Annotated in this window: 23 protein-coding genes and 1 riboswitch; of the genes, 8 read left to right on the top strand and 15 right to left on the bottom strand. The window is 53.3% G+C overall.

Annotation, left to right across the window (positions count from 1 at the left end):
- Positions 1-935, bottom strand: a 935-nt coding sequence (gene pfkA / locus RWS31_RS05590; protein WP_314596590.1) for a 6-phosphofructokinase, incomplete at its 3' end; no start/stop codon positions are given.
- Positions 936-1069: 134 nt separating this feature from the next.
- Positions 1070-1146: riboswitch (ZMP/ZTP riboswitch) on the top strand.
- A 64-nt stretch (positions 1147-1210) separates the two neighbouring features.
- Here pfkA and RWS31_RS05585 point away from each other — a divergent pair.
- Positions 1211-2383: a phosphoribosylaminoimidazolecarboxamide formyltransferase gene (locus RWS31_RS05585; RefSeq protein WP_314596589.1), complete on the top strand. Its 1173-nt coding sequence runs from the start codon at positions 1211-1213 to the stop codon at positions 2381-2383.
- 335 nt (positions 2384-2718) lie between these two features.
- Here RWS31_RS05585 and RWS31_RS05580 read toward each other — a convergent pair whose 3' ends face one another.
- The 9 genes from RWS31_RS05580 to rpmH form a co-directional block, all read right to left on the bottom strand.
- Positions 2719-3624, bottom strand: coding sequence for a head-tail adaptor protein (locus RWS31_RS05580; RefSeq protein WP_314596588.1), 906 nt, complete (start codon positions 3622-3624; stop codon positions 2719-2721).
- 105 nt (positions 3625-3729) lie between these two features.
- Complete coding sequence (rsmG, locus tag RWS31_RS05575) at positions 3730-4446, bottom strand: 16S rRNA (guanine(527)-N(7))-methyltransferase RsmG (protein WP_314596587.1); 717 nt, start codon at positions 4444-4446, stop codon at positions 3730-3732.
- Positions 4439-6325 carry a tRNA uridine-5-carboxymethylaminomethyl(34) synthesis enzyme MnmG gene (gene mnmG / locus RWS31_RS05570; protein WP_314596586.1) on the bottom strand — a complete coding sequence of 629 codons (1887 nt, stop codon included), beginning with the start codon at positions 6323-6325 and terminating at the stop codon, positions 4439-4441. Before mnmG ends, rsmG begins: the two co-directional genes overlap by 8 nt.
- Before the next feature lie 11 nt (positions 6326-6336).
- Positions 6337-7716: a tRNA uridine-5-carboxymethylaminomethyl(34) synthesis GTPase MnmE gene (gene mnmE, locus RWS31_RS05565; RefSeq protein WP_314596585.1), complete on the bottom strand. Its 1380-nt coding sequence runs from the start codon at positions 7714-7716 to the stop codon at positions 6337-6339.
- 66 nt (positions 7717-7782) lie between these two features.
- On the bottom strand, positions 7783-8814 hold the full coding sequence (gene jag / locus RWS31_RS05560) for an RNA-binding cell elongation regulator Jag/EloR (RefSeq protein WP_314596584.1): 1032 nt from the start codon (positions 8812-8814) through the stop codon (positions 7783-7785).
- A 1-nt stretch (position 8815) separates the two neighbouring features.
- Positions 8816-9484 carry a YidC/Oxa1 family membrane protein insertase gene (locus RWS31_RS05555; protein WP_314596583.1) on the bottom strand — a complete coding sequence of 223 codons (669 nt, stop codon included), beginning with the start codon at positions 9482-9484 and terminating at the stop codon, positions 8816-8818.
- 20 nt (positions 9485-9504) lie between these two features.
- Positions 9505-9714, bottom strand: coding sequence for a membrane protein insertion efficiency factor YidD (gene yidD / locus RWS31_RS05550; RefSeq protein ID WP_314596582.1), 210 nt, complete (start codon positions 9712-9714; stop codon positions 9505-9507).
- Entirely contained in the window at positions 9711-10097 is a 387-nt protein-coding gene (rnpA, locus tag RWS31_RS05545; protein ID WP_314596581.1) for a ribonuclease P protein component, read from the bottom strand. Before rnpA ends, yidD begins: the two co-directional genes overlap by 4 nt.
- Positions 10098-10346: 249 nt before the next feature.
- A complete protein-coding gene (gene rpmH / locus RWS31_RS05540; protein WP_006192627.1) occupies positions 10347-10481 on the bottom strand; it encodes a 50S ribosomal protein L34 in 135 nt (44 codons plus the stop codon).
- 533 nt (positions 10482-11014) lie between these two features.
- On the opposite strand from rpmH, the gene dnaA reads away from it, so the two are divergent.
- The 7 genes from dnaA to RWS31_RS05505 all read left to right on the top strand — a co-directional run bounded on the left by dnaA (position 11015) and on the right by RWS31_RS05505 (position 19721).
- The gene (gene dnaA, locus RWS31_RS05535) at positions 11015-12487 is read left to right on the top strand and encodes a chromosomal replication initiator protein DnaA (RefSeq protein WP_314596580.1); all 1473 of its coding nucleotides are present in this window, start codon (positions 11015-11017) and stop codon (positions 12485-12487) included.
- A gap of 289 nt (positions 12488-12776) precedes the next feature.
- Positions 12777-13889 (top strand): DNA polymerase III subunit beta, encoded by a 1113-nt coding sequence (gene dnaN, locus RWS31_RS05530; protein ID WP_314596579.1) that lies wholly within the window; start codon positions 12777-12779, stop codon positions 13887-13889.
- 6 nt (positions 13890-13895) lie between these two features.
- The gene (gene recF / locus RWS31_RS05525; protein WP_314596578.1) at positions 13896-15005 is read left to right on the top strand and encodes a DNA replication/repair protein RecF; all 1110 of its coding nucleotides are present in this window, start codon (positions 13896-13898) and stop codon (positions 15003-15005) included.
- A gap of 68 nt (positions 15006-15073) precedes the next feature.
- Complete coding sequence (locus tag RWS31_RS05520) at positions 15074-16069, top strand: DUF721 domain-containing protein (protein ID WP_314596577.1); 996 nt, start codon at positions 15074-15076, stop codon at positions 16067-16069.
- Positions 16047-16313: an extracellular matrix regulator RemB gene (gene remB, locus RWS31_RS05515; RefSeq protein WP_314596576.1), complete on the top strand. Its 267-nt coding sequence runs from the start codon at positions 16047-16049 to the stop codon at positions 16311-16313. Before RWS31_RS05520 ends, remB begins: the two co-directional genes overlap by 23 nt.
- A 33-nt stretch (positions 16314-16346) precedes the next feature.
- The gene (gyrB, locus tag RWS31_RS05510; RefSeq protein ID WP_399553738.1) at positions 16347-18419 is read left to right on the top strand and encodes a DNA topoisomerase (ATP-hydrolyzing) subunit B; all 2073 of its coding nucleotides are present in this window, start codon (positions 16347-16349) and stop codon (positions 18417-18419) included.
- Positions 18420-18506: 87 nt separating this feature from the next.
- Positions 18507-19721: an ATP-binding protein gene (locus RWS31_RS05505; protein ID WP_314596575.1), complete on the top strand. Its 1215-nt coding sequence runs from the start codon at positions 18507-18509 to the stop codon at positions 19719-19721.
- 62 nt (positions 19722-19783) lie between these two features.
- Here RWS31_RS05505 and dhaM read toward each other — a convergent pair whose 3' ends face one another.
- The 5 genes from dhaM to RWS31_RS05480 form a co-directional block, all read right to left on the bottom strand.
- On the bottom strand, positions 19784-20170 hold the full coding sequence (gene dhaM / locus RWS31_RS05500) for a dihydroxyacetone kinase phosphoryl donor subunit DhaM (RefSeq protein ID WP_314596574.1): 387 nt from the start codon (positions 20168-20170) through the stop codon (positions 19784-19786).
- Between the two features lie 13 nt (positions 20171-20183).
- Positions 20184-20804 carry a dihydroxyacetone kinase subunit DhaL gene (gene dhaL, locus RWS31_RS05495; RefSeq protein WP_314596573.1) on the bottom strand — a complete coding sequence of 207 codons (621 nt, stop codon included), beginning with the start codon at positions 20802-20804 and terminating at the stop codon, positions 20184-20186.
- A gap of 47 nt (positions 20805-20851) precedes the next feature.
- Positions 20852-21841: a dihydroxyacetone kinase subunit DhaK gene (gene dhaK / locus RWS31_RS05490; protein WP_314596572.1), complete on the bottom strand. Its 990-nt coding sequence runs from the start codon at positions 21839-21841 to the stop codon at positions 20852-20854.
- Positions 21842-21902: 61 nt separating this feature from the next.
- A complete protein-coding gene (locus RWS31_RS05485; RefSeq protein WP_314596571.1) occupies positions 21903-23414 on the bottom strand; it encodes a phosphomannomutase/phosphoglucomutase in 1512 nt (503 codons plus the stop codon).
- An 81-nt stretch (positions 23415-23495) separates the two neighbouring features.
- A complete protein-coding gene (locus RWS31_RS05480; RefSeq protein ID WP_314596570.1) occupies positions 23496-24155 on the bottom strand; it encodes an SIS domain-containing protein in 660 nt (219 codons plus the stop codon).
- Between the last annotated feature and the right edge of the window lie 11 nt (positions 24156-24166).

Here is a 24166-nt window from a genome sequence, read left to right as displayed (position 1 = left end):
TATTCGGGATCGAGCTTCTTCTTGTTCGTCACGGCATCGTGCAAGTCGATGGCGACGACATTGCCGCGATGGAAGCCAAAGACAACGTTGGAAAGACCCGAGAGAATCGCCAGAGCTGCTTTCTCACCAAGCTGGCTCGCCTTCACGCGGTCGATGACGGACGGCGTACCGCCGCGCTGAATATGACCGAGAACCGAAACGCGCGTCTCGATATCCGTGTGTTCGGCGATGAAGTTGCCAACCTCAATGCCGCTTCCTGCACCCTCGGCGACGACGACGAGAATGTAGCGCTTGCCCTTCTTATAAGCTTCCTTGATCTCATTGCTAATTTCTTCGAGATCAAAATCCTCTTCCGGCACGAGGATATACTCAGCGCCGCCCGAAATGCCGCTCATCAGCGCGAGCCAGCCGCAATGTCTGCCCATGACCTCAAGAACAACGACGCGCCGATGCGCCGAAGCCGTATCGCGCAGCTTGTTGATGGCGTCGATGATCGTATTCGCTGCCGTATCGCTGCCGATCGTATAGTCTGTACCCCAGACGTCATTATCAATCGTCCCCGGCAACCCCACGATGGGAATGCCGTGTTCTTCGCTCAAGAGCGACGCACCGCGCAGACTTCCGTCGCCACCGATGATGACGAGTCCTTCGATTCCTCTCGCCTTGAGCTTCTCATACGCCTCTGCACGACCCTCGGGCGTCATGAAACGATGGCAGCGAGCCGTGCCGAGGAATGTGCCGCCACGCTGAATGATGTCGCCAACATCCTTTCGTTCCATCTTGAACATCTCACCATCCAAGATGCCGCGATACCCGTTATGTATGCCCCACACTTCCGCACCTTCAAAGAGCGCCGTACGCACGACGGCGCGAGTTGTCGCATTCATGCCGGGGCTGTCGCCGCCGCTCGTCAAAACGCCGATACAATTCAACATCGTAAAATCCCTCCCATACCCATGACGAAGAAGCCTCGCTCCCTCGATCAAAGTGAAACCTTTTCTACATCATACCACATTAGAGCTAGGAAATAAACGTACTTGACAAAAAAGAAAAGGAATGGTACATTGAAAACAAGCTGCATAACTGACGGAAGTGGATGACCACAAGGGAGTGCAGCAGGAAAAGCCGACCGTCTGGGCAGCCGCAATGGTTCACTGTGCCCGCGGTCTTTTTTGATTTCACTACAACTTATACAAAAGGAGAGAATCTGATGAAAGAACTCGAATTGAAATACGGCTGCAATCCGAACCAGAAACCCTCTCGTGTTTATATGAAAAGCGGCGAACTCCCATTCAAGGTCTTGAACGGGAAGCCTGGCTACATCAATCTGCTCGACGCCATGAACAGCTGGCAGCTAGTGCAGGAACTCAAGGAAGCGACCAGCCTTCCTGCAGCGGCATCCTTCAAGCATGTGAGTCCTGCAGGAGCTGCCGTCGCCGTTCCCCTGTCTGATGCACTGAAGCAGGCATACTTTGTCGAAGGAATCGAATTGTCGCCCATTGCGACCGCCTACATCCGCGCGCGCGGCGCCGACCGCATGTCGTCGTACGGCGATTTCGTCGCCCTCTCCGACCCGTGCGATGCTCAGACGGCTTCCTTCCTGCAGCGCGAGGTTTCCGACGGTATCATTGCGCCCGCCTATTCCGAAGCCGCCCTGGAGATTCTCAAGACGAAGCGCAAGGGAAGCTACCTCGTCATACAGATGGATCCTTCCTACGTTCCTGCAGAGAAGGAAACAAAGACCGTCTTCGGCGTAACCTTCGAACAGAAGCGCAATGATGTCGTCATCACTGAAGACTGCCTGAAAGACGTCGTCACAAAAAATAAGGATCTGCCCGAAGATGCCAAACGTGACCTCCTACTCTCCCTCATCACCTTGAAGTACACCCAGTCCAACTCCGTTTGCTATGCCAAGGACGGGCAGGCGATTGGTATCGGCGCCGGCCAACAGTCACGCGTCCATTGCACGCGCCTCGCAGGAAACAAGGCCGATATTTGGTATCTGAGACAGAGCCCGCAGGCTCTCTCCCTTCCCTTCAAAAGCGATGTGCGCCGCCCCGACCGCGACAATGCCATCGACGTCTACTTATCCGACGAGTGCATGGATCTCCTCGGAACGGACGAATGGAAACGTATCTTCACAGAGAAACCTCCTGTATTCCTACCCGACGAAAAAGCCAAGTGGCTCAAGACGGCAACGGGCGTCTCGCTCGGTTCTGACGCTTTCTTTCCCTTTGGTGACAACATCGAACGCGCACATAAGAGCGGCGTTTCCTACGTCGCCCAGAGCGGCGGATCGATTCGTGATGACAATGTCATTGAGACGGCAGACAAGTATGGCATGTTCATGGCGATGACGCATATCCGCCTCTTCCATCATTGATACCGATATGAACCAAAGTATGCGAAAAGGCTGCTGCATGATGCAACAGCCTTTTCTTATGCCATCTATGGAGTTTTACGCAACTTATCCACATTTTTATCCACATATGAACCAATTCATGGCGTATTTTGTGGATAAGTCTATATTAAGGAAACGCTGATAAAATGAGGTTGCCCAGATTTGCACAGATACGCTGTTCCTATCTAGGAGACAAACCGCAGGCGTAGCAGTGGCTACGTCGAGGATTTGTCGACGACGAGAGGACAGTGTAGATGTGTGAAGATGGGTAGCTGAATTTATCAGTGATTCCTAAATCCACAACTTCTCCACAAGGCTCACAGTCCAATATTCAGCATATCAAGAACATCCGATGCAGAAGGAATCGCCACACCGCCGATGCTCGAAGAGCTTTTCGCCTTTTTCACAACAGCATGGTATATGTCATCCTCAACACTGCCCGGCACGAGATTTTCCCAATTCTGCGAGCTGTAAGGACGTTCCTTGATGGCATTCGACGGTCTGCCTGTGACCTCCAACTCACAAAGGAACTGGATTTGCTTATCCTTTGGATTGATGTAATAATGCTCCAAATAGTACTTCCCCGCTTTCGCGTCCTCCTCATCGGAGAAGCTGTTCGGTTTGAGCTTCACCCAGACGTCGATCATGCGCTCCTGACGATTTGGGATAGGAACATTGCGCGCACTTCGCATATCCATATAGTAAATGAACGAGTCGTCGCGGAAAATTTCCTGGAAGCGATCTTTCTCCTTATTCTTCTTGTTCTTAGTCTCGACAGCGTCCTTGTTTGCCTGCACCGGCGCTTCCGTCTTTTTTCCCTGCAAAGGAACTTTTGATTCATCGGCTTTCTTCTGTACGGACGGTTTCGTCTCCTCTTTCTTCTTGTTCGAGACAAGTGGCTTCTGCCCTTCCTCCCTCTTCTGCGGAACGGGTGTCACCGATGCTTTGGGCGCTTCTTCTATGGTCTTTTTAGTGTCGCTGTTCTCTACTTTTTTATCCGCCTCCTTTACGGAGGTTTCCGCTTTCTTCTCTCGGAAGTTTTTTATCTCTTTCTTCTTTTCATCCTTCTCATTGCCATGTTCCTTGGCGGTTTCCGCCTTCTTTTCCTGCTTCTCCCCGGAATCTGCTGCTTTTTCTTGTGCAGCAAGATCCTCCATACCAACATTGATGATATATGCCGAAGCTGTCGATCCAAACGTCAGACTGCCTGCTAAAAAAGTCATGCTTAAAGCAGCTGCCACCTTCTTCTTCCACACCGTAGAGCACCATCCTTTCAGAATCCTTCTCCTCTTATATCGTCTTTTTTCCTGTACATCTTTAATAGAAACTCAAAGCAATGGTTCTTTCGCCGGCTTGCCTGCCTTGCGCGGATACGCTTTCGGCGTAGGTCTCTCCTTCTTTATGACGAGAACTGCACGCTTGTCTGAAAGGCCAGGCAAGGCGATGGGAATCGACTCTATCGCCCTCCCGCCGAGAATCTTGACGGCTCTTTTCGCCTCTTTTGCTTCCTCTTCCGAGTGAAGCCCCTTGAGGGCGATCGCTGTGCCGCCAATGCGCACGAAGGGCAGAAGATACTCAAGAAGGACGGGAAGACGCGCCACGGCGCGAGAGGCTGCAATGTCGAAGCGCTCGCGCAGAGCGCTTTGCCGCGCCGCTTCCTCCGCACGTCCATGCAGGCACTCTACGCCTTCCAATCCCAGCGTCTCGACAACGGTTTCGAGAAAATGCACACGCTTCTTCAAGGAATCGAGAAGCGTCAGCTGCAAATCGGGACGGACGATCTTCAGAGGAATGCCAGGAAATCCTGCGCCCGTGCCGACATCGATCAGACGACAGGAATTCTTTTCCTCGATGCCTCGAAGCGCCGTCAGAGAATCAACGATGTGCTTGATGGAGACTTCCCGTGGTTCAGTAATCGCCGTGAGGTTCATCTTCGCGTTCCATTCAATGAGCAAGCGATAGTAGATGCCGAACTTCTCGATCTGCTTTGCATCGAGCGGCAGTCCGTAGAGAGCAGACGCTCTTTCCAAATCCTGCTCAAACATCGTCTTCTCTCCTCCTGCGGCGCTCCTGCTCCAGCCAGATCAATAAGACCGATATGTCCGCAGGCGACACGCCCGATATGCGGCTCGCCTGGCCCACGGAAAGCGGACGGACGGCGGCGAGCTTCTCTCGCGCCTCGTCCCTTAGGCTCGGCACGAGAGCGTAGTCGAGATCGACGGGCAGGCGACGAGATTCCAGATGTTCCAAGCGCTCGACCTGTTCCTGTTGCTTCTTGATATATCCTTCATATCGAATGGTGATTTCCAGCTGCTCCTCTACCTCGGGCGCAAGGCGCTCCAAGTCAAACAGCGAAGCCAACTTCGCATAATCCATCTCCGGACGGCGCAAAAAATCGGCAAGCGACATCGACGTGCGTATGGGCGCAAGTCCCGCCGATTCAAGACGAGCAAGATTTTCAACCGATGGATGAAGGACGGTATCCTCAAGCCTCTTCCTCGCCTCGATGATACCATTCTTCTTCTTCAGGAACTTCTGCCACCGATCCTCTTTGACAAGGCCGATGGCGTGTCCCTTTTCCGTCAGGCGCAAATCAGCATTGTCCTGGCGAAGCAGCAGGCGATATTCGGCGCGAGACGTCATCATGCGGTACGGCTCCTCCGTCCCCTTCGTCACGAGATCGTCGATGAGAACGCCGATATAGGCCTCCGCGCGACTCAAGACGAAAGGAGCTTTGCCGCGGATATAATGCACAGCGTTGACACCCGCCATCAAGCCCTGCGCCGCCGCTTCCTCGTAGCCCGACGTGCCGTTCGACTGTCCCGCCGAGAAGAGTCCGCGAATCTTCTTGAACATGAGGCTCGGCAGAAGCTGCAGCGGATCGATGCAGTCATACTCGATCGCGTAGCCCGGGCGCATGATGCGCGCCTTCTCCAAGCCCGGAATCGTATGCAGGAAAGCCTCCTGCACATCGATGGGAAGGCTCGTCGACATGCCTTGCACATAGACTTCCTCTGTATGCCATCCTTCCGGCTCCAAGAAGAGCTGGTGGCGATCCTTGTCGGGGAAGCGAAGGATCTTCGACTCGATGGACGGACAATAGCGCGGACCGATCCCTTCGATGATACCATTTGCCATCGGCGCCCGATCGATGTTCGCACGAATGATCTCATGCGTCTTCTCGTTCGTGTACGTCAGATAGCATGGAAGCTGCTCGCGCGTCCTTTCCTCCGTCATAAAGGAAAAGTTCTGCGCCTCCTCGTCCCCAGGCTGCAGCTGCATCTTCACATAGTCAAGGGAACGTGCATCAAGACGTGCAGGCGTCCCCGTCTTGAAGCGCATGATTTTGATACCATTCTCTATGAGAGAGCGCGACAATTCCCTTGCGGCTCGCTGCCCATTCGGCCCGCCGCTCGTCGTATGCTCACCGATAACGATGCGCCCTTTGAGATACGTGCCCGTCGCGAGAATGACAGCACGCGCGAGATACGCTTCTCCCGTCTCTGCCACTATGCCTCTCGCCTCTTTATCCTCAATGAGGATCTTTTCTGCCAGAAGCTGCCTAACTTCCAGCCCCTCCTGCTGCTCGCAGCGCTCCTTCATGCGAAACTGATAGGCTTTCTTATCCTCCTGCGCGCGCAAAGCATGGACGGCAGGACCTTTTCCCGTATTCAAAAGACGATACTGCAGAGCCGCCTCATCGGCATTGATCGCCATGGCTCCACCAAGCGCATCGATCTCACGCACGAGATGGCTCTTTGCGGGGCCGCCGATCGAGGGATTGCAGGGCATGAGTGCGATATTGTCCAAAGAAAGCGTCGCCAGAAGCGTGCGGCAGCCGAGATTCGCTGCAGCGAGCGCTGCTTCGACGCCCGCGTGCCCTGCACCGAGGACGATGATATCATATTCACCGGCAATAAACAAAAAAGGCCACCTCACTTGCCGACGCAGAAGCGTGAAAATATTTCATCCAATACGTCATCTCCCACCGTTTCCCCCGTGATCTCCCCGAGTTTTTCCAAAGAAGAGCGCAGATCGATGGAGATGAAATCGAGCCCTAGTCCCTGATCCATCGTGGAAATTGCAGCGCTAAGATGATCTGCTGCCGCTTCCAAAAGATTCTTCGTGCGCAGGTCGGCGACGAACGAGCCTTCCCCCGATCTTTCTTCACCGTCATAAACCTTTTCCAAAATGGCGGCCGTCAAAGGAGAAAGCCCTTCCTCCTCCTTCGTCGTGATTTCAATCAGAGGAAGATGTGCCAAATTTTGCAGCCGTTTGGTATCAAGAACGCGCGGCAGATCGCTCTTTGTCACGACGATGAGCGTATCCTTTCCCTCAAGCAAAGCGAGGATTTCCTCATCCTCCACCTCCAGAGGCCGAGAACCATCAAAGAGGGCGAGCACGAGCGCGGCGCTTTTCACATGCGCACGCGCCTTCTCCACGCCGATGCGCTCGACGGCATCCTCCGTCGCCCGTATGCCTGCCGTGTCGATGATTCGCAAAGGCACGCCGCCAATATCGGCATACTCCTCAATGGTATCACGCGTCGTTCCAGGAACGTCGGTGACGATGGCGCGATCTTCGCGCAGCAGGGCATTCAGTAGACTCGACTTGCCCACATTCGGTCTTCCGACAATCGCTGTTTCCAAGCCGTCGCGTAGGATGCGTCCCGTATGTGCCGTCTGCAGGATGCGGCGCAGCGACGCATGGAGGGCCGACACCTTTTCCCGTGCCTCTTCTACAACGATTTCATCGACGCCCTCCTCGGGAAAATCAATGACGGCTTCCAAATGGGCAAGAAGAGCCAAAATATCCTCGCGCATCGAGCGTATGCGCTCTGAGAAATGACCGGCCAGATGCCCCGCCGCCATTTCCAGCCCCTTTTCCGTCTTCGCCTGCACCACGTCCATGACAGCCTGTGCCTCGGCGAGATCGAGCCTCCCGTTCAAGAAGGCGCGTTTTGTGAACTCGCCTCGTTCCGCAGCCCGCGCTCCGTGACGATACGTCAATGCCAGAACCTCGCGCAGGGAAACAGCTCCGCCGTGGCATTGCAATTCCACGACATCTTCCTTCGTATAAGAGTGAGGCGCTCGCATGACGAGGCAAAGAGCCTCATCGACGAGGCGGCCATCCTCTCGCACGACTGTACCGTAGAGAAGATCTCGCGCACCTGCGTCGGCGAGCTTCCTGCCGCCCGCAGCACAAAACATGCGCGAGGCCGTCTCTATGGCAGAAGCACCGGAAAGGCGCACGATGCCGACGCCGCCTTCTCCCACTGCTGTCGCAATGGCGCTGATCGTATCTGCCTGCTGCAATTCGCTCGCCTCCTGCAAGGAAAGAAAAAGGCTGTCGCTCGCTGCAACAGCCCGATTTCAATCCAATCAATAATCCTCTTCACGCATAGAACCGTCCATACGCGAAACGCGATGCTTCGGCTCAATGACAACCTTGCGAAAAGGCTCATCGCCCGCGCTGTAAGTCAAAACGCGATGATTCTCCTGCAAAGCAAGGTGAATGATTTTGCGCTCATGGCGGTTCATCGGCTCCAAGACGACGCGCTGGTTCGTGCGGCAGCAGCGCTCAGCCAAGCGCACCGCCAGGCGGTAAAGCGTCTCTTCACGGCGCTCACGGTAATCTTCAATATCGAGGATGATGCGCACGCGCTCCTCCGTCAATCCCTGGTTGGCCGCGAGATTGACGAGATACTGCAAAGCATCGAGCGTCTGCCCGTGCTTGCCGATGAGTATGCCGAGATTGTGCCCCGAGAGATTCAGCTCAATTGAATGAGGCCGATCCTTTCTCTCGATGGCGACTTCAAGATCCATTGCTCGAAAAATCTGCTGCAGGAAATCTTCCGCCTTTTTGATTGGTACTGCAGCGTCCGCAGGACTCAGGAAATTTCGAACCTTCTCCTCACGAGAACGCCCAGCAACTGAATCGGATGCGTAGGAGCGTCTGCCTGAAGAGAAACGCTCGCGGCGCGACTCCGAATAAGAACGGTTCTCTCTCGTGGGAGAGTAGGAAAAACCGCGATCCACAATGGTTTCCTGCCTGTTCGGCGTCGTATTATGAGAGACGGCGAGCGCACTTTCGGACGACTCAGACGACTCCTTCGTCAAAACAGGCGCCTCTTCCTTCTCCTCCACACGCTCTTCTTCCCGTTCCTCACGGCGCTCCTCAAGAACTTCTTCCTGCTCTTTTTGCGGCAAAGACTCCTGCGGCTGCGGCAAAGGCTCTTCCTTCGCCGTCACGCGCACTTTCGCGTCACGCTTTCCAATCAAGCCAAAGAAGCCGTTCGACGGCTCCTCGATGACCTCCACCGTGCAGCGATCTTTTGGGAGACGCAGGGCGAAGAGTGCAGCTTCAATCGCTTCTTCCACCGTCTTTCCGGTTCTTTCCACGAAATCCGCCATATCAGGCAACTCCTTTCTTTCCCGTGCCGTCCTCGTTTCGGTACATCCACCACTGCTGCACGATCTGCACGAGGTTCATCGTCACCCAATAGAGAACAAGTCCCGAAGCGAAATTCAAGCTGATCCAGCCGATGAAGATCGGCATGACGATCATCATGATCTTCATCTGTTGATTTGTTTCCGTCGAAGTCTGTTTCTGCACGAACCACGTCGAAAGTGCGGAAAGCACCGGCAATATATAGTGTGGATCGGGCTCGGAAAGCGACGCGAGCCACAGAAAGGACGGCGTCCCTGAATACGCGTAGCCCTGCAGCGCATAAAACATGCCCATGAGAATCGGCATCTGTATGAGGAGCGGCAGGCAGCCCGCGAGAGGATTCACGCCAGCTTCTTTATACAGCTCGCCGATCTTCTGCTGCATCATCTGCGGGTTGTCCTTATACTTTTCCTGCAGCTTCTTCATCTTCGGCTGCAGTTCCTGCATGCCCTTCATCGAACGAACCTGCTTGACCGTCAGAGGATAGAGGCATACCTTGATGAGGATCGTCAGCAAAATGATGGCAATCCCGTAATTTTCAAAACCGAGAAGACCTGTAAACGCATACAGATTCTCCAACATGAACTGAATCACCGCAATGACGGGATGAAACAGCGACGATAAAAACTCCAAATCACCACATCCTAATTTTCCTATGGTACAGGGTCGTAGCCACCCTTATGAAAAGGATGGCAGCGCAGAATCCTCTTGATGGCAAGGAAACTGCCCTTTGCCGCCCCATATTTTTCAACAGCAATCATTGCATACTCCGAGCATGTCGGAATATAGCGGCACGAAGGCGGCTTCAAAGGAGAAAGAAAGCCGCGATAAAAGCGAATGAGAAACAGAAGCACGACTTTCATCTGCCGCGCCTTCTCTCGCTTTTAGAAGCCTCTTTGTCTCCTGCCATGATTCTGGCCTTCCTTCCCAAAGCAAGGAAAGCTTTCTCCAAATCCTGGCATTTGGCGTCGAGAGCCGCCTTCCTGCCCACGAGCAGGAGGGAAAAACCCTCCTCGATTTCAACCTGATGCAGACGATAAGACTCACGGAGCAATCTCTTGACCCGATTGCGCTTCACAGCATTGCCGAGCTTCTTTCCTGCGGCAAAACCGACTTTTCCTTGGAGTCCATGCGAACGAAAGACATAAAGCACGAGAAATCTGTTTGCATACGATTTTCCGCGGGAATAAACAGCCTGAAAATCCTTCTTCTTTTTCAAGATGCGGCTTCTCGGCAGACCCAACATGCAAGAACCCTTTCATTAAAAATCAAAATGCTTTGTCATTTCATGAAAAAAGGTCACCGGAGTGACCTAGCGAGTGCTTACCATGAAACCCCAAGAGGTCAAGCCCAAAGGGCGCAGACCGATTGGTTAGGTTTCTGTAAGGCGTGAGGACATATGTACAGCGTTTTCTGTGATGCCGCCACCGCAGGAAACGGACTCAAAAGCATGCCATATCGCTCCGCGTGACAGCTGAACATATGTCCTTAAAGTTTATGCAGACAATTTCTTTCTGCCTTTTGCGCGCCTTCTCTTCAGGACGAGACGGCCGCCTTTCGTCTTCATACGCTCGCGGAAACCATGCGTCTTCTTGCGCCAATGGTTATTCGGCTGATACGTCATCTTCATTCAGATCCACCTCCCAAAAGAATTCTATGAATCGTCGATACATCGAGCGATTCATTCAGTCAAAATGCAAAAGAACACAAAATGCCCCTACTATCGCTTTTAACTACGCTAAATTATAGCCTAGAGATAATCGAGTGTCAAGAATTTTCCATGGTTTCGCGCGGAGAAGCCGCGCATTTTCCTGTCCTTCTTGTGTACAAACGAACTTTTCCCCTTTTTAGGAACGAATTGCCTGTTGATAACTCTTTTGCAGTCTGATAAGATATTCATAGCCAACCGACAATTTATACACAGAAATATGCACATTATCCACAGGAAGAGGAGATATTTCCACAAGAGCTTTCATCTATTTCTTTCATTATATAAAGAGAAATATTTTTTCACCTGACCGCACGTCTTTCCTGTTATTTCCCCTGCATGCGGATTCCCTCGTTTTTTATCTTTTATCCACAGTATGTGAATAAAGATGTGGATAAGATGTACAGAAATTATACACATGTGCATGAAATTTGTTGACAAGAAAGGACAGATCTATGGAACAATCCGAACTGCAGGCAATTTGGGAGCAAATCCTGCAGAAAGTTCTTGAACAGCGCTCATTGACAGAACTTGCTCTCAACGACTGGCTGCGCCCCGTAAAGCCTCTTTCTCTTTCCGACACCACCCTCGTGCTCGGCGCACCGACATCGCTCGCCAGAGAATGGATTGTAAAACGCTACATCCCTTTTCTGGAAGATGCCGTACTTGATATTGCAAAGAAAAAACTCAAGATCGAAATCAAAAACCTTAATATCGAACCTGCACTCAATTCTCCGCCTGTTCAGGAAATGCTCCTGACGGAAATGGAAACGGACACGAATCCTTCCCCGCAGGAAGTCAGTGATGTAAAAAAAATTCCTATCCCGTCACAAAATGCAGCGCCAAAAAAAGAAGACGGCAGCCGCTCCTATGAAACACCGAGCATGATTGCTCCCGGCGACGCCTCGTCCCTAAATTCGCACTACACCTTCGACACCTTCGTCACAGGCAATTCCAACCGCTTCGCCCATGCGGCAGCACTCGCCGTCGCCGAATCGCCGGGCAGGGTCTACAACCCCTTCTTCATGTACGGCGGCGTAGGACTCGGCAAGACACATCTCATGCACGCCATCGGACACAAGATCCTCGAAAAATTTCCTCAGATGCGCGTCCTCTACATCTCGAGCGAAAAATTCACAAATGAACTCATCAACTCCATCCGAGATGGCAATCCCGAATCCTTCCGCCAAAAATACCGCAATATCGACGTCCTGCTCGTCGACGACATCCAATTTCTCTCGAAGAAGGAGCACACGCAGGAAGAATTTTTCCATACGTTCAACACACTGCACGACGCCAACAAGCATATCATCCTGTCGAGTGACCGTCATCCGCGCGAAATTCAGACGCTTGAAGATCGTCTGCGCTCACGCTTTGAGTGGGGTCTCATCACGGACATCCAGGCACCAGATCTCGAAACGCGCATAGCGATTCTCCGAAAGAAAGCCGCTCTTGAGCACCTCGACGTACCGAACGATGTGATGTTCTCCATCGCCAACCGCATCGACAACAACATCCGCGAATTGGAAGGCGCATTGACGAGGGTCGTCGCCTACGCCTCATTGACAAAGCAGTCCGTCACGACGTCCCTTGTCAACGAGGCTCTCGCCAATATCTTCCCGGAAGAAAAGACGCGCGAAGTGACCATGGAACTCATCCAGGAAGTCGTCGCTTCCTACTTCAAGCTGCGCCTCGATGACCTGCACGGCAAGAAACGAACGAGAAATCTCGCCATGCCGCGCCAGATCGCCATGTACCTATGCCGCGAGCTAACAGGCAACTCCCTGCCACAAATCGGCAATTCCTTCGGCGGACGCGACCACACGACGGTCATCCATGCCTGCGAAAAGATCGGCAAAGAACGAAAAGAGGACAGCAAACTTGACCGCACGATCGAGCAGCTAATGCAGCGCATCGAAAGCCTCTGAACCATTCTCTGCCCCGTCCGTGCATAACCCTGTGGAAAAGCACCATGAAATCCTGTGTCCAATATGTGCACAATTTCTATTTTCGTTTTCCTCTGTGGAAATGTGGATATTCCAGTACGCCTTATCAACATCTTTCCCACAAGGCTTATCCATTAGTATCAAAAGCAGCAAAAGCCTTTTCCACATTTCCACAGCCCCTACTACTATTACGGCTATGCTTTTCTATATTCTTGTACTATAAGTCAATAAGGTGCATGCCATAAAATGACTCATCAAAAAGGAGAACCCCATGAAATTCACCTGCCATAAAAATGAACTCGCTCAGGCGATTCAACTCGTTTCCAAAGCCATTGCCAACAAACCCCAGACACCGATCCTCTCAGGCATATATATGGAGGCCACAAACAATCAAGTGGAACTTCATGCCACAGACAATGAAATGGGCATCATCAGCATCATCCCTTCCGAAGTAGAACAGGAGGGAAAACTTGTCCTATCGGGACGCTATATGCAGGAAGTCATTCGACGCCTGCCCGGAGAAACCGTCACGATCTCCCAAGAAATCGACGAAAACATCAGCAAGATCCAATCGGCCGCGTCCAATTTCACGCTTCTTTCCATGCCGTCTAATGACTTTCCGACGGTAAAACGTCTGGAAGACGGCATCCGTTTCAAAATTCAGGACAACGTGCTTCGAGACATCATCAAGAAGACGGTATTCGCCTGCTCTGCAGATGAAGCACGTCCTGTCTTTACTGGCTGCCAGATGGAAATCAATGGAGAAACTCTGAAGATGGCGGCGACGAACACGCATCGTCTCTCTGTAAAAAAAGAAGTGATTGCAAACCTTTCGGGCGATCTTCATATCATCATTCCCGCAAAAATACTCAATGAGCTTTTGCGTGCCTTGAATTCCGATATGCCCATCGAGGTTGACGTCTGCTGCTCATCGAATCAAGTGAGCTTCCAGTTCGAGAACGTCGTATTAATGTCCCGTCTGATCGAAGGGCAATTCCCAAATTATGACAGCGTCATACCGAAAAACTTCGCTACTACGGTAACGCTCGACACAGAAGACTTTCTTGCCGCTGTTGACCGCGTATCCCTAATCTCGCGCTCCGCCGACTACAATATCATTCGCCTGGAATTTGGCGGAAATCAAGTTCATATCTCGTCGAACAGCCCTGATATAGGAAAGGCCGATGAAATCGTCGCCGCTTCCATCGATGGCCCTGATGTCAATATCGCCTTCAATGCGAAATATGTCACTGACGTTTTGAAGAACATCGACAGCAAAAACTTTCGTTTTCTCTTGAATCAAAGCCTGCAGGCGGCAGCTGTGCGCGAGGAGGACAATCCCACTTTCGTCTACATCGTCACACCCGTGCGCACGCAGAATTGATGTGCGATGAAAGCAAAGAGCCTCCGTCTGAAATGTTTTCGCAACTATGAAGAGCTTGACCTCAGTCTGTCTCCCAATATCAACGTCTTTCTTGGCGAAAACGCGCAGGGAAAGACGAATATTGCGGAGGCTCTTTACTATGCGGCGATCGGTCGTTCGCATCGAACGAATGCGGATGCCGACCTCATCGCTTGGGATGCTCCTGCAGCGAAAATCGAGCTTCTTTTTGAGCGTCTTGACGTGGAAAATACGCTGGAATTTCAATTTCAACGCGGCAAACGCCGTTCCATCCGCAAGAATGGTGAGTCGATCAAAACAAAGGAGCTTTTCGGCGTATTCAATGCTGTCCTCTTCTCTCCCGAGGATCTCTTCCTGATCAAGGGGGCGCCCGCTGAGAGAAGACGCTTCCTCGACGGGGAAATCTCCCAGGCAAGCCCCGCCTACGGCCATGAACTGATGCAGTATACGCGGATTCTCACGCAAAGGAACAGCCTGTTAAAGAAGATTCGGGAGCGCCGTGCGGGAAAGGAAATGCTTTCCCTCTGGGATGAGCAGCTTGCCAAAAGTGCCGCGCATATCGTCGAGAAGCGTTTTCTCGCCGTCAAAAAGCTCAACATGCTGGCAAACCTCATGCAAAGGCGTATTTCTGCAGGGAAAGAGAATCTTTCACTTTCATATGAGCTTTGCGGTGCAGAGGACGAGCCGCCTTGCGTGACAGAGGAGCTTGTTCCATGGTATAATAGGAAGTTGGAGGAGTCCTTGGATCTTGATATTCTGCGCGGCTCGACGAGCGTCGGTCCGCAGAGGGATGATATCCGGCTTGAAGTGAACGGCGTCAACCTTCGCTCCTTCGGTTCGCAGGGGCAACAGCGCACGGGCGTCCTCGCCCTGAAGCTTTCTGAATTGGAGTTTCTTCGCTCGGAGACGGGAGAATATCCAGTGCTTCTGCTCGATGACGTCATGAGCGAGCTGGATGGCACGCGCAGGGAGAAACTCCTGGACTTCATCGGCAGAGAGCATATACAGACCTTGCTCACGGCGACGGACGCCGCATATCTGCCGGAAAAATTTATGGGAAATATCTTCCATGTGCGAGCAGGGAAGATATTTTCTTGATATTGTATAGAATATATTTCCATATAGTATCAAGAAGAATCCTTACTTTACTTTTGGGAAGGCAGATCATGAAACGTTCCTATCGCCGCAATCCCGGCATGGAAAAAATCAATCAGGTGATACCAAAAAGTATCCATGCGCTGGGCAAGAAGATCGAACGCACCTATCAGGAGCGCTTCGTCCTCGCGCGTTGGCCGGAAATCGTCGGCGAAGGCATCGCCGCGCACGTCCAGCCAATTGGCATAGAAGGCGAAAAGCTCCTGCTCCATGCCTCTGTGCCCGCCTGGCGCAACGAGATCACGCTCATGCAGATGACGATTCTTGCGCGCTTCAACACCTTTGCAGGTTTCGAGATGGTGAAGGAACTCGCCTTTTCCTGGAAAAAAGGCGATATCGCCCTCTTTCAAGCTTCGGGGCGTGCGCAGGAAGAAGAAGCCGACGAGCAGGAAGCATACCGAAAGGCTCTGCGGGAGATGACATTGACCGAAGAGGAGCAGGAGGCGTGCGAAAAAAGCGTTTCTCTCGTCAGTGAGGAACGTCTGCGAAGGAAACTTTGTCATATTTCTCTGAGGCGAAAGAAGCGTGAGAAAGCGCTGCGTGCGCTCGGTGAGAAGCCTTGCCCTCAATGCGGCAAGCTGTTTTCCGGCAAGGGAGTGTGCCCTTCCTGCGCCTGCAGGGAGCGGCGCGAAAGACGCCACTCGATCCGCCGCCATTTGCTCGATCTTCCTTGGGTGCGCTATGTGGATATCAAAGATCATCTTCGCTGTACGCCCGCCATGGTCGCTTCCGAGCGCACGCGTCTCGTGCAGGAGCTCGCCCGCCGCATCGAATTCGGCGATTGGGAGAGTCTGGAGGCGAAGACGCTCGTCATGCTCTACCGCTCGCTGCGGCCGGAGCAGCTCACGGAAGACATCGTGCGCCGCACGCTTTACGATCTTCGCCGCGAGATGGCAGAAGGAACGGTATTCCGTCCCTTCCCCAAGCGTTCGGAGATCATGAAAAAGACGGCAAAACGGGGAGCGAAGAGCGGGGAGGGATTCCATGTATCTGCACCTAGGCGATGACAGCTTGGTTGCCGTTTCCAGCATATTGGCGATTCTTGACATAGAGGTATATCAAGAGGCGTCTGGAAATGCTCTCTGGAAGAAGGATATTGCGAAGAGTGCAGAGATAAGAAAAGAGCCGCGCTCCGTCATCGTTACGGATGAAGGGCTTTATTTCTCGGTGATTTCCGCGCAGTCCTTGAAAAAGCGCATACAATCGCCCGCTTATGGAGTGAACCTGCATGATTTTGCAGTGCAGGCATAGATTTTTGAGGAATGATGGAGGGACAATATAGAGATGGAAAAAAAGAAGGATGCGCTCCAAAAAGCGCTCGACCGCGCCGAGCAGGATACGGCTGAGGAGAAGCTGCGCGAAGAGGAAGCGGCGAAGTTTGCCGAGGAAGTACGCGACGATGACCTTGATTTGGAAAACGTCGAAATCCACAAGGATATGGACAGTGCCGACGTCACGGCGGTTGATGGTGACTACGGTGCCAATCAGATTCAGATTCTGGAAGGCCTGGAAGCCGTAAGAAAGCGCCCGGGCATGTACATCGGCAGCACGTCGGAGCGCGGCCTGCACCATCTCGTCTACGAGGTGGTCGACAACTCGATCGACGAGGCTCTGGCTGGCTATTGTGACCATATTGACGTGACGATCGAAAGGGATAACAGCATCACCGTCGTCGACAATGGGCGAGGTATCCCCGTCGATATGCATGAGAGCGGCAAGCCTGCGGTTGAGGTGGTCCTGACCGTCCTGCACGCGGGCGGCAAGTTCGGCGGCGAGGGCTACAAGGTGTCGGGCGGCCTGCACGGTGTCGGCGTCTCCGTCGTCAATGCGCTCTCCACGTCGATGGACGTCGAAGTTAAGCGCGACGGCAAGATCCACAGCATACGTTTCGAGCAGGGTGTGACAGCCGCTCCTTTGACGGTCATCGGCGAGACGGAAAAGACGGGAACGAAGGTTCACTTCGTTCCTGACCCTGAGATCTTCACGGTGACGCAGTACAGCTTTGACACCTTGAAGCATCGTCTGCGCGAGCTGGCCTTTCTGAATCAGGGCATCACGATCCGCCTCGTGGACAAGCGCGGTGAGGGGCGCGAGGAGTCGTACTTCTATGAGGGCGGCATCCGCTCCTTCGTCGAGCATCTGAACCGCAAGAAGGAAGTCATTCATCCGACACCGATCTACTTCAATGGCATCAAAGATGATACCGTTGTGGAAATCGCCATGCAGTACAACGATAGCTACATGGAGAATATCTACAGCTTTGTCAACAATATCAACACCGAAGAGGGAGGCACGCATCTCGCGGGCTTCAAGATCGCTCTGACGCGGGCGGCGAACGACTTCGCACGAAAGCAGGGGATATTGAAGGACAAGGACGGCAATCTCTCGGGCGAGGACGTCAGAGAGGGCTTGACCTGCGTCATCAGTCTTAAGATTCATGAGCCGCAGTTCGAGGGGCAGACGAAGACGAAGCTCGGCAATTCCGAGGTGCGCGGCATTGTCGATTCCATCGTGACCGAAGGACTGACCGAGTATTTCGAGGAAAATCCTGCCATTACGAAGAAAGTCATCGAGAAGGCGATCATGGCGTCTCGTGCGAGGGAAGCTGCGCGAAAGGCGCGTGAGCTTACACGGCGCAAGAATGCGCTCGAAGTGTCGAGCCTGCCCGGAAAGCTTGCAGACTGCTCGATCAAAGATCCCGAGCAGGCGGAAATCTACCTCGTCGAGGGCGACAGCGCCGGCGGCTCGGCGAAGCAGGGGCGCGACCGCCGCTTCCAAGCAATCTTGCCCTTGCGCGGTAAGATTCTGAACGTCGAGAAAGCGCGTCTCGACAAGATCTTTGCCAACGCTGAAATCCGCACGATGATCACGGCGTTTGGCACGGGCATCAGCGACGACTTTGACATCGCGAAGCGCCGCTACGGCAAGATCATCATCATGACCGATGCCGACGTCGATGGTTCGCATATCCGCACGCTCCTTCTGACCTTCTTCTATCGCTACATGAAGCCGCTCATTGAGCGCGGCCACGTCTACATCGCGCAGCCGCCGCTCTATCAGATTCGCAAGGGCAAGAAGCACTGGTACACCTACAGCGACGACGAGCTGGCGCAGAAGCTCAACGAAGTCGGCAGAGACAACGCGACCGTGCAGCGCTACAAGGGTCTCGGCGAGATGAATCCCGAGCAGCTTTGGGAAACGACGATGGATCCCGAAGGCAGGACGATGCTCCAAGTACGCATGGAGGACGCTGAAGAAGCTGACGAGCTTTTCACGATCCTCATGGGCGACAAGGTGGAGCCGCGCCGCCAGTTCATAGAAGAGCACGCCAAGCATGTGAGAAATCTCGATATTTAATAAAAAACGGAATCTATTCCTCTGAAATCATGATATAATGATGAAGAAGGAATAGATTCCATTTTTTATTATCACAAGGAGAATATCATGAAACTGATCGAGCGTGCATCTTATATGGATTTCCTGCAGCGCAATCGTGAGCGTCCTATCATCAAGGTGGTATCGGGCGTGCGCCGCTGCGGTAAATCCACGTTGTTTTCCCTCTACCAGCATCATTTGCTGCAAGACGGCGTGACAGAAGAGCAGATTCATGTCATCAACTTCGAGAATCTGGAATTTGAAGACCTGCAAGAGTATCATGCTCTGTATCGCTATGTATGCGAAAGGCTCGTGCCAGGAAAGTGGAATTACGTCTTTCTCGATGAAATCCAACATGTGCCTCAGTTTGAAAAGGCCGTGGATAGTCTCTTTATCAAGGAAAAAGTGGACATCTATATCACGGGGTCGAATGCTTATTTCATGTCGAGCGATCTGGCAACCTTGCTTTCCGGCCGCTATGTGGAGCTTCGTATGCTTCCTTTGTCCTTTCGTGAATTCTGCAGTCGCGAGAGGCTGCAAGAAGCGTTCAGTCTGCAGGAGCTGTACGAAAAGTATACGAAAGAAAGTTCCTTTCCCTATGCCATGCAGCTTGACGGACGAGAGAAGGATATCAACGAGTACATGCAAGGGATATACAGCACGATTCTTTTGAAAGATATCGTGGCGCGTCTGCGCATTGCTGACGCCAAGATGCTCGAAAGCGTTACGAAGTATCTCTTCCTTCACGTAGGAAGCCTGCTTTCTCCCAAGAAGATAGCGGATTCCATGACGAGTGCGGGAAGAAAGATCGACGCTAAGACGGTGGAGCGATATTTGCAGGGTTTGCAGGACGGACTTCTCGTCTATCAGGCCGATCGTTTCAACCTTGTCGGCAAGGAAGTGCTGCGTATCAATTCAAAATACTATGTGGTAGACGCTGCCATGCGCTTTTTCCTCATCGGCAGGAAGGGGCAGGATACGGGGCATGTACTGGAAAATATCGTTTATTTGGAGCTTCTGCGGCGTGGTTATCGCGTCTACGTCGGTGCTCTGCCGAGCGGCGAAGTAGACTTCGTAGCGCAGAATGAAAGAGGTCATGTCTACATCCAAGTGGCAGAATCGACCCAGCGGCCGGAGGTTCTGGAACGTGAGCTGAAATCCTTGCGATCGATCAAGGATAATTACCCGAAATATCTTCTGACCTTGGATGAAGTGAATGCGACGGCAGATTACGACGGCATAAAGAAGAGGAATGTCCTGCGCTGGTTATTGGAAGAGGAATGAAATAGGGCTGTGCCGACATCTCCACGACGTCGGCACAGCCCTATTTGCTGGACAACTCTTCCCTATATCTCGATTTTGTGCATATCACGCGCTTGCTGCATCTTTCCCGCCAGGTCTTCGAGCGCGGTTCCTGAAACAGCTTCGACGGCGGCGAGGACGACGCCCTCGACGAGCGGGGCATCGATGAGTTTGAGGCGGCGATCTGCCATGGATTCGAGGACCATTTCTGCCGTCATGACGGCGCTGCCCATATCCATGAAGAGGGCGACGCCGTCGTCTGTATATGCCTTGTCAATGGCGGAGGCGATCTTCTCGTAACTTGTGCCGAGACCATCTTCCTCCGTACCGCCGGCAGCGATAATCGTTACATCGCGTGCCATCATTTTGGCGACTTCGACGACGCCTTCCGCAAGTTTTTTGCTGTGGGAAACAACGACGATGCTGAACATGATGCTCGCCCCCTTACATAGCATCTGCCATGGCACGCAGCATGAAAGAAGAGGATACAGCACCCGGATCTCTGTGGCCGAGGCTGCGCTCGCCGAGATAACTCGCGCGTCCCTTGGTGGCGACGAGATCCTTCGTGCGCTCCGCCCCCTTTTCGGCGGCGACAGCGGCGGCTTCCAAGGCTTCCTTGAGTGTCTTCTTCGCTTCTATGGCTTCACGCATGGCACGTTCGGCAGGGCAAAGGGCATCGAGCATAGTCTTTTCCCCGATAGTCGATTTGCCGCGCATCTTTATGCCCTCGATGGAGGCGGAAAATGCTGCGAGAAAGTCTTCGGCGGAAAGATCCATCTTTCCCTTGAGCACATCGCCCGCCTTCATGAAAGCCGTGCCGTAGAGGGGGCCTGAAGCTCCGCCAACACTCGATACGATGGCCATGCCGATGCCCTTGAATATGGCGCCGCTGTCCTTTCCAATGAGAGAAGGAAGTTTTTCCATCACGGTTTTTGCGCCGCGTGCCATATTGATGCCGTGATCTCCATCACCGATGGCGCTGTCAAGCTCAGTCAGGACATCCTTTTCCGCTTCGATTTTTTCAGAGATTGCTTTCATGATTTCCAGAAGCTTTTTCGTATCCATACATTGTCCCTTCATTCTTTGTTCCGTTTCAAAGAGTTGTTTCTATCTTATTTTTTCCAGGCAAGTGTATCAGCTTTGGCGTCGTAAAGGCGCTTCATATCCTCGTCAAGACGCAGGAGCGTCAGGGAGAATCCCGCCATTTCGATGGCCGTCATATAGTTGCCGACCATCGTGTCGTATACCTTGACGCCCTTTTCCTTCAAGTAATCCTGCACGAAGTTGTTGATGATGTAAAGTTCCATCAAGGGGGTTGCACCCATACCGTTGACGAGGACGATGACCTCCTTGCCGGAGTAGTCGAGGTCGGCAAGAATGGGATCAAGAAGCCTCTTCGCTGCTTCATTGGCCGAGAGCATTTTCTCACGGCTTGTGCCCGGCTCGCCATGGATGCCAATGCCGATCTCAACTTCGTCTTCTGCGAGCGTGAAACCGTGCTTTCCAGCAGCTGGAACAGTGCACGGGGCGATCGCCATGCCCATCGAGCGGACGTTCTGGATGACATCTTCGGCACACGCTTTGACTTCGGCGAGGGAGGCGCCCTCTTCGGCACGCGCTCCTGCAATCTTATGGACAAAGATCGTTCCAGCGACGCCACGCCTGCCCGTCGTATAGAGGCTGTTCTTGACGGCGACATCGTCGTTGACGATGACGTAGTCGGCGTTGACGCCTTCATCCTTCGCCATGTCAATCGCCATTTCGAAGTTCAGGACATCGCCCGTATAATTCTTGACGATTGCGAGGACTCCCGCCTCCGTGGCGACGGCCTTGATTCCTTCATAAATCTGGTCGGGTGTCGGCGAGGTGAATACGGATCCTGCCACGGCGCAGTCGAGCATACCGCTGCCGACGTAGCCGCCATGCGCCGGCTCATGACCGCTGCCGCCGCCGGAGACGAGCGCGACCTTGCCTTCCTTTCTCGGAGTGCGCACGATGATGTTTCCTTCGTCGAGCTTCCGGAGCTTTTTCGGTGCTGCCTTGGCGAGGCCTTCAATCATCTCGCGCTCGACATCATCCACCTTGTTGATGAGCTTTTTCATCGATGTACCGCCTTTCTCTCTTGTCATCCTATATTGCGAAGCCGATATGGGTTCGTATCGATCATCTTTGAAACGCACTGTAATCGAGTGAATCAAAGCCTTCAAGCAGTTTTCTGACCTTCTCGGCGATGGTGAGAACGCCACCCTTTTTTCGGCTCTCGATGTTCAGCGGCATGTTCGGGTCGTGCAGCGACATGCGCAGGAGCGCCCAGCCGTCGGGGAATACGAGACGCACGCCTTCGTAGGATGGTTCGGCCATCTTGATGCCGTTCTCCTTGGCACGTTGTGTGACGGCCTCAAGCACATCCGCCGCATAGCTGCGGGCATCTTCGACTCCTATGATCTTCAAGCGATATTCGCGCGCTTCCAACGGGTGTGCGAGCTTTTCAATGAGCGAGTGAAGCGTGCGCCCTTCCCTCTTCGCTTTGGCTGCTGCGATGAGGAGTTTCACGGCGAGGTACGCGCCGTCGTCGAGATAGTAGTTCTCGGAAAGTGCGCCATGCCCCGAGGTCTCGATGGCAAGCGGTGATACCGTTCCTTCTTCATTGAGGCGCATGCATTCGTTGATGACGTTCTTGTAGCCGCGCTTGAAGCGATGGTGATGGAGGTGGAGTTCGTTTTCCAAAAAGTCGGTCAGCTCGTCGGAAGTGATCGAGTCCGTGACGATCGTCGACTTTGGATAGTCGGGCGCTAGGATGGCCGCCATCATGGCGATGAGCGCATTGCGGTTGATTTCTTCGCCCGTGGGCAGGACGGCGCTCATGCGGTCGACATCGGTATCAAAGATCAGGCCGAGATCGGCATGGTTTTCGAGGACGGCTTCCTTGATGGCGGCCATCGCTTCGTGGTTTTCGGGGTTCGGAATATGGTTCGGGAACATGCCGTCCGGCTCTAAGTAGCGGCTTCCCGTAGTGTCTGCTCCCAGCGGGGCGAGCACCTTCGTGGCAAAGAAGCCGCCGCTGCCGTTGCCGGCGTCGACTGCGATGCGCATTCCGGCAAGAGGCTTCTCCTCGGGCGCAGCGGAAAGCCCCTCGCGAATCTTCTTCTGCAGATGGTCGGCATAGACGGAGATGAGGTCAAACTTCTCAGCTTCTTTTTCGTCTCCTTGAACCAAGGGATTCTTCGAGGCGTAGGAAAGAACCTGCTTGATGTCACTCGCTTCGAGTCCGCCATTTTTTGTGAAGAACTTCATGCCGTTTCGGTTGTAGGGCAGATGGCTCGCCGTGATCATGATGGAGCCGTCCGCCCTTGTCTCATCGAAGAGGATGGACATGAACATCGCAGGCGTGGAAGAAAGGCCGCAGTCGAGCGCTCGGACGCCACGGGAAAGAAGAGCGGCGAGTATGACACGCTTCAAGCAGGGAGCGGAAATGCGCGAGTCATGTCCGACGGCGATCGTCATGTCCTGCGCTTTCCTGCCAATCTTCTCTTCAAGGAAATCTACGAAGCCGTTCGCGATGCGGCCTGCGGCCTCTTCCGTCAGATTGACGGGCTCGTCGGCGACGCCGGATACGGCAATGCCGCGCACGTCGCTGCCGTTCTGCAATTTCATCCATTGTTTTTCCGCAATCATGGTAATCCCCCCATGGTGCAATCCATTTTCTTCAGGGGATATTATACCATATTTTTAGAATAATTTGCGTTTTTTATTCTGTCATTTATCATTCGTACCAAAAAATTCTTCTTCAGCCGCTATGCACAGAGCATGATAAATCGGCAGGTGAAGTTCCTGTATGCGGTATGTTTCCTTGTCGGGAACGGCGAGGAGAATGTCGGTCAGAGCACGCAGTTTGCCGCCGCCCATGCCCGTCAGAGAGATGACGGAGATGCCGAAAGCGCGTGCGACCTGCGCAGCATAGAGAACATTCTGCGAATTACCCGACGTGCTGATGGCGAGAAGGACGTCGCCCTCCCTGCCAAGACCGAATACCTGCTGGGCGAAGACGAGATCGGGCGCCTGATCGTTGGCAAATGCCGTGCCGAGGGCAATTTGGTTGACGAGGGAAAGAGCGGGCAGGGCTTCCTGCAGGTTCTCGATGAGGTACGCTGCATCTTCGGGGCAGGCGTCCACGAGCTTTTGCCTCTTGTCCTCGCCCAGGCGGCGCGGCAGAAGGAAGCCCTTCATCAGCTCTCCAGTGATGTGCTCGGCATCGGCTGCGCTGCCGCCGTTGCCACAGATGAGCAGTTTGCCGCCTTTTTTGTAGCAATTGATAATCGTTTCTACAGCGGCTTTCAGCGGCTCTTCCATGGGAGCGAGCACAGGATAGCGCTCGATCAGATGGTCGATCTTGGCGAGTGTCGTTTCTTTGGCCATATTTATCCCCC

The sequence above is a fragment of the uncultured Selenomonas sp. genome, assembly GCF_963528755.1.
Lineage (GTDB): Bacteria > Bacillota > Negativicutes > Selenomonadales > Selenomonadaceae > Selenomonas.
This window is presented reverse-complemented; position numbering and strand designations above follow the sequence as displayed.